We start from the raw sequence: 9,291 nt of genomic DNA on the forward strand, positions 1-9,291 counted from the left end.
GCAGCCATGTCGGCCCCCGAGAACTGGCGTTTCGAGACCAAGCAGATCCACACGGGCGCGCAGCCCGATCCGGTGACCAAGGCCCGCGCCACACCGATCTACCAGACCACGTCGTACGTGTTCGACAACGCCGACCACGCGGCGAACCTGTTCGCGCTGGCGGAGTTCGGCAACATCTACACGCGCATCCAGAACCCCACCCAAGACGTCGTGGAGCAGCGCGTCGCGGGCCTCGAAGGCGGCACCGGTGCCCTCCTCGTCGCCAGCGGCCAGGCTGCCGAGACCTTCGCCGTGCTCAACATCGCGCAGGCGGGCGACCACATCGTCTCGTCGAGCTCGATCTACGGCGGCACGTACAACCTCTTCAAGTACACGCTCGCCAAGCTCGGCATCGAGACCACCTTCGTCGAGAACCAGGACGACCCCGAGGCGTGGCGTGCGGCGGTGCGGCCGAACACCAAGCTGTTCTTCGCCGAGACCATCGGCAATCCCCAGATCAACGTGCTCGACATCCGCTCCGTCGCCGACGTCGCGCACGAGGCCGGCGTCCCGCTCATCGTCGACAACACGATCGCGACGCCGTACCTCATCCGCCCGTTCGAGCACGGCGCCGACATCATCGTGCACTCGGCGACCAAGTTCCTCGGCGGTCACGGCACCACGATCGGCGGTGTCATCGTCGACGGCGGCACCTTCTCGTGGTCCGAGCACTCCGACCGCTTCCCGGGCCTGACCACCCCCGACCCCTCCTACCACGGCGCCGTCTACACCCAGGCCGTGGGCGACGGTCTCGCGTACATCATCAAGGCGCGCGTGCAGCTGCTGCGCGACCTCGGTGCCTCGATCGCGCCGCAGAGCGCGTGGCAGCTCATCCAGGGCATCGAGACGCTGTCGCTGCGTGTCGAGCGTCACGTGCAGAACGCACAGGAGATCGCGGAGTGGCTCGAGTCGCACCCCGACGTGGCGAGCGTGAACTACTCCGGTCTGCCCACCTCGCCCTGGTACGCCGCCGCCAACAACTACGCCCCCAAGGGCGTCGGAGCGGTGCTGTCGTTCGAGCTGAAGGGTGGCGTCGAGGCCGGGCGCGAGTTCGTCAACTCGCTCAGCCTGTTCAGCCACCTCGCCAACATCGGCGACGTGCGCTCGCTCGTCATCCACCCGGCATCCACCACGCACTCGCAGCTGACCCCCGAGCAGCAGCTGACCGCCGGGGTCACGCCCGGTCTCGTGCGGCTCTCGGTGGGGCTGGAGAACATCGCCGACCTCAAGGCCGACCTCGACCAGGCCCTCGCCGCCGCGCGTCGCCTCTCCGAGGCAGCCCGCGCCTGAATCACTCGCTCCTCTGGAACGCCCCGGCCTCACGGCCGGGGCGTTCCCGTTTACGCCTTCTGCCGGGGCCGGAGGCTGCCCAGACCGCCGTCGACGCCGATCACCTGCCCCGTCATCCACGCGTTCTCCGGCGACAGCAGGAACTCCACCGCGCGCGCGACGTCGTCGGGCTCGCCGAGCCGTCCGAGCGGGTGCATGGCCTCGGAGACCTTGCGCGACATGTCGCTCGCGGTCAGCTTCGCCGTCAGCCGGGTCTGCACGAGACCCGGCGCGACCGCGTTCACGCGCAGGCCGTGCGCGGCGTAGCTCGCGGCTGCCGAGAGCGTGAGCCCGATGACGCCGGCCTTGGCCGCGGCGATGCCGTCGTGGTTCGGCAGCCCGGCGAGCGCCGCGGCCGATGACACCAGCACCACCGATCCGCCGTCGCGCATGTGCGACCCGGCGGCGCGCACCGCGGCGAACGCCGTGGTCAGCGAGGCCGCGATGAGCCCGTCGTACTGCTCGCGCGAGGTCAGGTGGGCGGGCTTGAGCAGCATCGAGCCCGCGAACACCGCGATGCCGTCGAGGTCCCCCGACTCGCCGACCACCCGGTCCACGGCGTCGAAGTCGGTGGCATCCAGGACGAAGTCGGGCTCGATGACCGAGGAGTCCCGGGCCGTGGTCAGCACGCGGTGCCCCCCGTCGCGCAGTCGTCGTGCCGTCGCCCCGCCGATGTCGCTCGAGGCCGCGATGAGAAGGAAGTTCGCCATGCCGAGATTGTGACCACCGGAGCCGACCGCGAGCGGGGGCTGGACATTCGCGCGCGGACCGTTCCGGTCGCGTTCTCCCCCGGTCCGCGTAACACTCCCGTCCCCCACCCCGGCACCGAGGAGAATGGATGCCATGGACTGGCAGATCTCCGAAGACACGGTGCCCTCGGCCCCGGTGACGGAGGCCGACGCCCGCTCGCTGCTCGGCCGCCCGCCGGCGACCGGCGCCTGGCGCGACGGCGATCCCGCGGGCGATCGCCGCTTCGCGACATTCGGGCTGTTCGAGACCGAGAACGGCGAGTCCCTCCCCCACGTGCGCCTGGCGTACGAGACGTGGGGCGAGCTCTCCCCCGCACGCGACAACGCGGTGCTGATCCTGCACGCCCTCACCGGCGACAGCCACGTGCGCGGGGCCGCCGGTCCCGGCCACCCCACCGCCGGCTGGTGGAGCGACCTCGTGGGGCCGGGGGCCGCGATCGACACCGATCGCTGGTTCGTCGTGGCGCCCAACATGCTGGGCGGATGCCAGGGATCCACGGGCCCCGCCAGCATCGCGCCCGACGGGTACGAGTGGGCGTCGCGCTTTCCCTACCTGACGATCCGCGATCAGGTCGCCGCCCAGGCGCTGTTGGCCGACGAGCTCGGGGTCGACCGCTGGCACGCGGTCGTGGGCGGCTCCATGGGCGGCATGCACGCCCTCGAGTGGGCGGTCGGCCACCCCGACCGCGTCGCCCGCGCGGCGATCCTCTCCGCGCCGCCGGTCACGACGGCGGACCAGATCGCGCTCAACTCGGTTCAGCTCGACACCGTTCGGATGGACCCGCGGTTCGCCGGGGGCGAGTACTACGACGCCGGAGACGGCGGCGGCCCGCACCGGGGCCTCGCCCTCGCCCGGCGCATGGCCCTGTTGAACTACCGCAGCCCGACCGAGTTGAACCAGCGCTTCCAGCGGTCCTGGCAGTCGGGGGTGAGCCCGCTGGGCCACGGCGGGCGCTTCGCGGTGGAGTCCTACCTCGACTTCCACGGCAACAAATTCACGCGCCGCTTCGATGCGAACAGCTACCTCACGCTGGTGGAGGCGATGAGCTCGCACGACGTCGGCCGCGATCGCGACGGCGTCGAAGACGCCCTGGGCCGCGTCTCGGCCACGACGCTCGTGCTCGGCATCGACAGTGACCGCCTGTTCCCCATCGACGGCCAGCACCGCATCGCGCGCGGCATCCCGAACACCCTCGACGGCGACGCCGCGGTGGTGCTTTCGAGCGACTTCGGTCACGACGGCTTCCTCATCGAGACGGCCGCCGTCGCCACGCACCTGCGGCGTCTCTTCGCCACCTGAGCGCCGGGCGCCCCGCGGTGCGCGCGGCGACCGGATGCGCCGCGGGAGAAGCCGCACGTTCTGGCGTCCGCGCCCCGGATCACCGGCCTCGACCGCCGGAGCCCGGCGTCACGCGCAGACGTGCCGCGCGAATCGGCCCGCGGGAGCCGACGCTCAGCGCTGCGTCGGGATCGACCCGGTGACCGCCGTCTGAGCGGCTTCGGCCGCCGGCATCCGGTGCGCGGGGTGTCGTCCCGAGCGGTCCTCCACGCGATACGACGCGACCGCGACGATGAGTCCGCCCACAGCGAGCACCGCTCCGACCCAGGCCGGGGCCACGAGCCCGAGACCGGCAGCGATCGCGAGGCCGCCGAGGAAGGCGCCGAGGCTGTTGCCGATGTTGAGCGCCGAGTGGTTCAGGGCCGCGGCGATGGACTGATTGTCTTCGGCCACGTCCATCAGCCGCGTCTGGATGGCCGGGCTGAGAGCCGATCCGCAGAACGCGACGAGGAAGGCGAACAGCACCAGGCTCACGATCCACCCGGCGGTGAGTGCGAGACCGACGGATGCCGCGCCCAGGGCGACGAGGCCGACGAACAGCCAGAAGCGCAGGTCTTTGTCGGCGAGGGCTCCGCCGACGATGTTGCCGATCGTCATCCCGATGCCGACGAGCACGAGCACGAGCGACACCGCCCATTCGGGCTGACCCGCGACGTCGGTGATCATGGGGGCGATGTAGCTGTACATCGCAAAGAAGCCGCCGAATCCCACCGCGCCGATGCCGAGCGCGAACCACACCTGGCCGAGGCGGAACACCCGGAGTTCGTCGCGCAGGCGCCGACCCGGCGTTCCGGGGTGTGCCGGCACGAAGAGGGCGATGCAGATCGCCGCCAGCAGGAAGATCCCGGTGACGACGGCGAAGGCGGCGCGCCAGCCGACCTGCTGTCCCAGCAGGGTGCCGAGCGGCACGCCGACGACGTTGGCGATCGTCAGGCCCGTGAGCACGAACGCCACGCCCTTGGCGCGGTTGCCGGGGCCGAGCGCGTCGGCGGCGACGAGGGCGCCGATCCCGAAGTAGGCACCGTGCGGAAGACCGGCCAGGAACCGGGATGCCGCGACGAGTTCGAAGGTGGGGGCGATCACCGTCAGCAACGTGAAGAACGCCAGAGCCGCCGCCAGCACGATCATGACCCGGCGGCGCGGGAAGCGGGCCACCGACCCGGCGATGAGGGGCGCGCCCACGACGACGCCGAGGGCGTAGAGCGAGATGAGCCAGCCGGCCTGGGCGATCGCGTCGTCCGGTGATGCCGCCCACACACCGGGAACGAGTTCGCGAGCGATGTTGGGCAGAAGGCCCATCACCACGAACTCGGTCATCCCGATGCCGAAGCTGCCGATCGCGAGAGAGAGGAGCGCCCGCATCGCCGCACCTCTCGAGGGAGTCGAAGAGGTCACCCGACGATGCTAGTCGGGTGGCGTCGCCCGGTCGAATCGTTTCGAGATCCGCTCGGCCGTTCTCGCGACTCCCGTCACCGCCGAGCATCCCTCCTCCCCCGCAGACGCACCTGGCGGTCTGCCCCCCTTCACGGCCGCCCACCGTTTTTCACCCCCTTCGAACGTGGCACTCTCGGACCCCTCACCGCACGATGAAGGGATGCCGGAGATGACCGAACCTCAGGTCTGGGTGGTGATCGGGACCTTCGCCGCCGCCGTCCTCGGCGGCCTGACCTTCAGCACGAACCTCATCATGGGCTCGCTCACGAAGGTGATCACGGCGAACACCGACCGCCTCGAGGCGCGCATCGATTCCCTTCGCGCCGAGACGCTTGCAGAGAATCGCATCACCCGCATGGAACTGCACACGGTCGAAGCCGGGCTCGCCGCGAAGATCGACGGCGTCGAAGCCGGGCTCGCCGCGAAGATCGACAGCGTCGAAGGCCGCCTGCGCGGGGACCTCGCCCGCATCGACGCCGACGTGAGCGCCCTCACCAAGCGCATCTGGAACGACCCTCCCGCGGTGTGAGCCGCAGGCGTTCCCCCGTCGGGTCACGCGACGCGATCGAGGCGCCCCCGAGCGGGGACCCGCCTCAGGACGGGCTGTCCTCGCGACGCTCGAGCGCCTCCTCGAGCCGCTCCACCTTGCCGTCGATCTCGCCGGTTCGACCCGGGCGGATGTCGGCCTTGAGCACGAGCGACACGCGCGACCCGTAGGGCATGACGGCGTCCGTCGCGGCCTTCACGACCGAGAAGACCTCGTCCCACTCCCCCTCGACCTCGGTGAACATCGAGGTCGTGCGGTGGAGAAGCCCCGACGCGCGCACGACGGCGACAGCCGCGGCGACCGCGTCGTGCACCGACGCGTCGGGGTTCTCGGCGGCGGCGGTGCCGACGCCGGACGGGGCGACCGAGAACGCGATGAGCATGGGTCGAGACTACGACGCGCCTCCGCCGAGGGGAAGCGGCCGACGACCCGCGTTTCGCGCGGAGGTCAGCGCCCCGCGACCACCCGCGGCGGAACCGGGCGACGCCCCGTCACGATCTCGCGCAGTCCGGCGGGCGGGCGCACCCGGCCGACCGGCGCGCGCACGACGCGCACGATCGCCCACACCATCAGCACCAGGCCCAGCAGGTTGCGCACCTCGAGGACGACGACGGGGAACGGGTTGGGGTGGGTGGCCATGAGCCCGTCGTACATCAGCGGGTACATCCACTGCGTCAGCCCCGCGATCACCAGGGTCAGAGCGGCGAAGCCGTACCAACGCCGACGATCGATCATGAGGCCCAGGACGACGGGGGCGAACAGCCACACGTAGTACTGCGGCGACCCGACCTTGTTCAGCGCGATGAAGGCGGTCACCAGGGCCAGCGAGAGCGGCGGGAACAGGCTGAGGAAGGTGGCGCCCCCGCGAAGCTTCAGCACACCCACGACGGCCACGCCCACCATGGTCAGGAGCATGATCGGCGTCATGGCGGCGATGACGACGTCGGCCCCCGGGCCGGTCACCTGGAACGTCAGGACGTCGCCGTCGTAGTAGACCTCGCTGCCGGGCACGTAGAACGCGGCGAGGAACATGTACAGGCCGCCCACCGGGGCCTCCATCTGGATGCCGCGCGAGGTCTGGTCGCCCACGAAGCCGAAGACGTACGGGGCACCGCCGAGGGCGACGACCGGGATGATCGTGGCGAGGGAGACGGCCACGGCGCCCCACACCAGGGCCAGTCGCCGGCGGATGGCGACCAGGCCGGCCGCCAGGATGGCGGCGGGCCACACCTTCATCCACACCGCGACGGAGAGCAGCACGGATGCCAGGAACGGACGCCGCAGCATCCAGATGCCGCCGAGGATGGCGAACGGGACGGTGATCCCGTCGATGCGGTACAGGCCGACCGGGCCGACCAGCAAAATGGCGGCGAGCCAGAACCACGCGGCGAGAACGCGTCCGCGCGAGCGGCCGGAGCCGACGAGGATCACGAAGGCGACGAGGTTGAACAGCGAAACCGTCACCACCCACGCGGGGGTGTACCCGATGGCCCACGCGAAGAGCCACGTGAACGTCATGGGCAGGAAAGCGAGCTGGGGGTAGATCCACTTCTCCGTGATGCCGGGCCACTGCCACGTGTCGCTGCGCGTGCACGAGGTCACGTCGACGCCACCGAAGAGGGCGCAGCGCGACCACGGCTCGTACACCAGGTACACGTCGCCCATGGGCTCGTTGGGCTGCTGATAGCCCAGGATGCCCACCACGACGTGTACGGCGACGAACGCGATCAACAGGGGAACGACACGCCTCACCACCGGATCATCCTAAGCGGGCGGTTCCTCGCGCCCCGGACGCCCTCCCCCGCACGAGCGGACCGCGCGGTCAACCGTTATGCGATCGAGTCCCGCAGCAACTCCCCCACGACCCGCGGCAGCGCCTCGGCCACGTCGAGCGCGACGAGCGGTCCGCCTCCCCCTCCCCACCGTTCGGATGCCGCGAGCCCCGCGCGTCCGTGGAGCCACGCGGCCGTCGCCGCGGCCGCTGCGAGGTGGTCGACGCCCGTGCGCCCGTCGGCGACCGCGCCCGCCACGACCGCACCGAGCACTCCCCCCAGCACGTCTCCGGTGCCCGCGGTGGCCAGCCACGGCGTGCCGGACGACACCCGCGCCGTCCAGCCCGTCGCCGCGGCCACGATCGTGACCGCGCCCTTCGACAGCACGACGCCGCCGAACGCCGCCGCCGTCTCCCGGGCGACCCGCTCCCGCTCGTCGTCGTCGTCGTGGCCGGGCACGGAGAGGCCCAACGCCTCGCGGAGTCGGTCGAGCTCGCGCGCGTGCGGGGTGACGATGATCGGCGCCGTCGCTCCGCGGACGAGGTCGAGCGCCCCGGCGTCCACCACCACCGGCACCTCGCCGAGGAGGAGGCCGCGCAGGGCCGCGGTCTCGGCCGCGTCGCGTTCGGCGGCATCCGTTCCCGACCCGATCACCCACGCCTGCACGCGACCGTCGGCGGTCACCGTCTCGGGGCGTCGCTGCAGGACGAAGTCCTGCGCGCGCGGGGGACCGAGATAGCGCACCATGCCCGTGCCGGTGCGCCACGCCGCCTCCACGCCGAGCACCGCGGCACCGGGGTAGCGCGCGGAGCCGGTGCGCATCCCCACGACGCCCCGGGAATACTTGTCGTCACCCGCCGTTGGCCTTCGCAGTGCCCGGGCGGTGTCTCGCCCGCTCCAATCCGTCGCCGTCATGGCGCCACCCTAGAACGCGAAGGTCCCCCATGAGCGCCCTCTTCACACCCCTGTCGATCCGCGGTATCGAGATGCGCAATCGGCTCTGGGTGTCGCCGATGTGCCAGTACAGCGCGGACGAGGGCGTTCCGAACGACTGGCACCACGTCCACCTCGCGCAGTTCGCCGCGGGTGGCGCGGGGCTCGTGATCGCCGAAGCGACCGCGGTGTCGCCCGAAGGTCGCATCTCTCCGCGGGACGCGGGGCTGTGGAACGACGAGCAGGTGGCCGCCTGGAAGCCGATCGTCGCGGCCGTGCGCGCACGCGGCGCCGTCGCCGGCGTGCAGCTCGGCCACGCCGGTCGCAAAGCCTCGACCACCGCGCCCCTCGCCGGCGCGCGCGGGTCGGTCGCCCTCGCCGACGGCGGCTGGACGACGGTCGCCCCCTCCCCCCTCGCCTACGCCGATTTCGCCCCACCCGCCGCCCTCGACGCGGCGGGCATCGAGAAGGTCGTCGCGGACTTCGCGGCGGCCGCCCGCCGGGCCGTCGCGGCCGGGTTCGAGGTGCTGGAGCTGCACGCCGCCCACGGCTACCTGCTGCACCAGTTCCTCTCGCCGCTGACGAACCACCGCGACGACGAATACGGCGGGTCGTTCCAGAACCGCGTCCGCCTGGTGGTGCGGGTGACCGAGGCGGTGCGCGCGGCCGCTCCCGACGCCGTGGTCTTCGTCCGCTTCTCGGCGACCGACGCCGCCGACGGCGGCTGGAGCGTCGACGACACCGTCGCGGCATCCCGCCTCGTGGCCGAGGCCGGTGCCGACCTCATCGACGTGTCCAGCGGCGGACTCGTGCCGCACCAGCACATCGTCCCCGGCCCCGGCTATCAGGTCGGGTACGCCGCCACCGTGCGGCGGGAGACCGGGCTGCTCGTCAGCGCCGTCGGCATGATCGACGACCCGACCCTCGCGGAGGACGTCGTGGCCGATGGCCGGGCCGACGCCGTCATGTCGGGCCGCCAGTGGCTGCGCGACCCCCACTACGGCCTGCGCGCGGCCGCGGCCCTGGGAGCCGCCTCCCCCGCTCCCGCGCAGTACGCACGCGCCTACTGAACCGCGGCGCGCGACGGCGACGATCCGCGCCACGACGGCCCCGGCGACGAGCGGCGTCGACCAGAAGACACCGGATGCC

Annotated in this window: 9 protein-coding genes; 4 read left to right on the forward strand and 5 right to left on the reverse strand. The window is 71.9% G+C overall.

Annotated elements, in window-relative coordinates:
• The first annotated feature begins 6 nt into the window (after nucleotides 1-6).
• Nucleotides 7-1,329, forward strand: a complete 1,323-nt coding sequence (locus ACK4LS_RS04165) for a bifunctional o-acetylhomoserine/o-acetylserine sulfhydrylase (protein ID WP_409713596.1) — start codon at nucleotides 7-9, stop codon at nucleotides 1,327-1,329.
• A gap of 50 nt (nucleotides 1,330-1,379) precedes the next feature.
• Here the strand turns inward: ACK4LS_RS04165 and ACK4LS_RS04170 are convergent, their stop codons facing one another.
• The gene (locus ACK4LS_RS04170) at nucleotides 1,380-2,078 is read right to left on the reverse strand and encodes an SDR family NAD(P)-dependent oxidoreductase (RefSeq protein ID WP_409713600.1); all 699 of its coding nucleotides are present in this window, start codon (nucleotides 2,076-2,078) and stop codon (nucleotides 1,380-1,382) included.
• A 133-nt stretch (nucleotides 2,079-2,211) separates the two neighbouring features.
• Between ACK4LS_RS04170 and ACK4LS_RS04175 the strand changes: the two genes are divergently transcribed.
• Nucleotides 2,212-3,417, forward strand: a complete 1,206-nt coding sequence (locus ACK4LS_RS04175) for a homoserine O-acetyltransferase (protein WP_409713603.1) — start codon at nucleotides 2,212-2,214, stop codon at nucleotides 3,415-3,417.
• Nucleotides 3,418-3,570: 153 nt separating this feature from the next.
• Here ACK4LS_RS04175 and ACK4LS_RS04180 read toward each other — a convergent pair whose 3' ends face one another.
• Nucleotides 3,571-4,818, reverse strand: a complete 1,248-nt coding sequence (locus tag ACK4LS_RS04180) for an MFS transporter (RefSeq protein WP_409713695.1) — start codon at nucleotides 4,816-4,818, stop codon at nucleotides 3,571-3,573.
• A 241-nt stretch (nucleotides 4,819-5,059) separates the two neighbouring features.
• Between ACK4LS_RS04180 and ACK4LS_RS04185 the strand changes: the two genes are divergently transcribed.
• Nucleotides 5,060-5,419 carry a hypothetical protein gene (locus ACK4LS_RS04185; protein ID WP_409713606.1) on the forward strand — a complete coding sequence of 120 codons (360 nt, stop codon included), beginning with the start codon at nucleotides 5,060-5,062 and terminating at the stop codon, nucleotides 5,417-5,419.
• A 64-nt stretch (nucleotides 5,420-5,483) separates the two neighbouring features.
• Here the strand turns inward: ACK4LS_RS04185 and ACK4LS_RS04190 are convergent, their stop codons facing one another.
• From ACK4LS_RS04190 to ACK4LS_RS04200, 3 genes are all read right to left on the reverse strand, one after another.
• The gene (locus ACK4LS_RS04190) at nucleotides 5,484-5,819 is read right to left on the reverse strand and encodes an MTH1187 family thiamine-binding protein (RefSeq protein WP_409713608.1); all 336 of its coding nucleotides are present in this window, start codon (nucleotides 5,817-5,819) and stop codon (nucleotides 5,484-5,486) included.
• A gap of 65 nt (nucleotides 5,820-5,884) precedes the next feature.
• The gene (locus ACK4LS_RS04195) at nucleotides 5,885-7,192 is read right to left on the reverse strand and encodes a hypothetical protein (protein ID WP_409713611.1); all 1,308 of its coding nucleotides are present in this window, start codon (nucleotides 7,190-7,192) and stop codon (nucleotides 5,885-5,887) included.
• A gap of 74 nt (nucleotides 7,193-7,266) precedes the next feature.
• Entirely contained in the window at nucleotides 7,267-8,124 is an 858-nt protein-coding gene (locus ACK4LS_RS04200) for an NAD(P)H-hydrate dehydratase (protein WP_409713614.1), read from the reverse strand.
• 29 nt (nucleotides 8,125-8,153) lie between these two features.
• Here ACK4LS_RS04200 and ACK4LS_RS04205 point away from each other — a divergent pair, with 29 nt between their 5' ends.
• Nucleotides 8,154-9,212 carry an NADH:flavin oxidoreductase/NADH oxidase gene (locus ACK4LS_RS04205; protein WP_409713616.1) on the forward strand — a complete coding sequence of 353 codons (1,059 nt, stop codon included), beginning with the start codon at nucleotides 8,154-8,156 and terminating at the stop codon, nucleotides 9,210-9,212.
• Nucleotides 9,213-9,291 lie beyond the last annotated feature (79 nt).

This window comes from Microbacterium sp. (assembly GCF_046295495.1).
In the GTDB taxonomy this organism is placed as follows: domain Bacteria; phylum Actinomycetota; class Actinomycetes; order Actinomycetales; family Microbacteriaceae; genus Microbacterium.

What these genes read in the sequence shown, in the direction of transcription:
- ACK4LS_RS04200 (WP_409713614.1), bottom strand. Translation starts at nt 8,124, where the DNA reads ATGACGGCGACGGATTGGAGCGGGCGAGACACCGCCCGGGCACTGCGA.
- ACK4LS_RS04185 (WP_409713606.1), top strand. Translation starts at nt 5,060, where the DNA reads ATGACCGAACCTCAGGTCTGGGTGGTGATCGGGACCTTCGCCGCCGCC.
- ACK4LS_RS04170 (WP_409713600.1), bottom strand. Translation starts at nt 2,078, where the DNA reads ATGGCGAACTTCCTTCTCATCGCGGCCTCGAGCGACATCGGCGGGGCG.
- ACK4LS_RS04205 (WP_409713616.1), top strand. Translation starts at nt 8,154, where the DNA reads ATGAGCGCCCTCTTCACACCCCTGTCGATCCGCGGTATCGAGATGCGC.
- ACK4LS_RS04180 (WP_409713695.1), bottom strand. Translation starts at nt 4,818, where the DNA reads ATGCGGGCGCTCCTCTCTCTCGCGATCGGCAGCTTCGGCATCGGGATG.
- ACK4LS_RS04190 (WP_409713608.1), bottom strand. Translation starts at nt 5,819, where the DNA reads ATGCTCATCGCGTTCTCGGTCGCCCCGTCCGGCGTCGGCACCGCCGCC.
- ACK4LS_RS04175 (WP_409713603.1), top strand. Translation starts at nt 2,212, where the DNA reads ATGGACTGGCAGATCTCCGAAGACACGGTGCCCTCGGCCCCGGTGACG.
- ACK4LS_RS04165 (WP_409713596.1), top strand. Translation starts at nt 7, where the DNA reads ATGTCGGCCCCCGAGAACTGGCGTTTCGAGACCAAGCAGATCCACACG.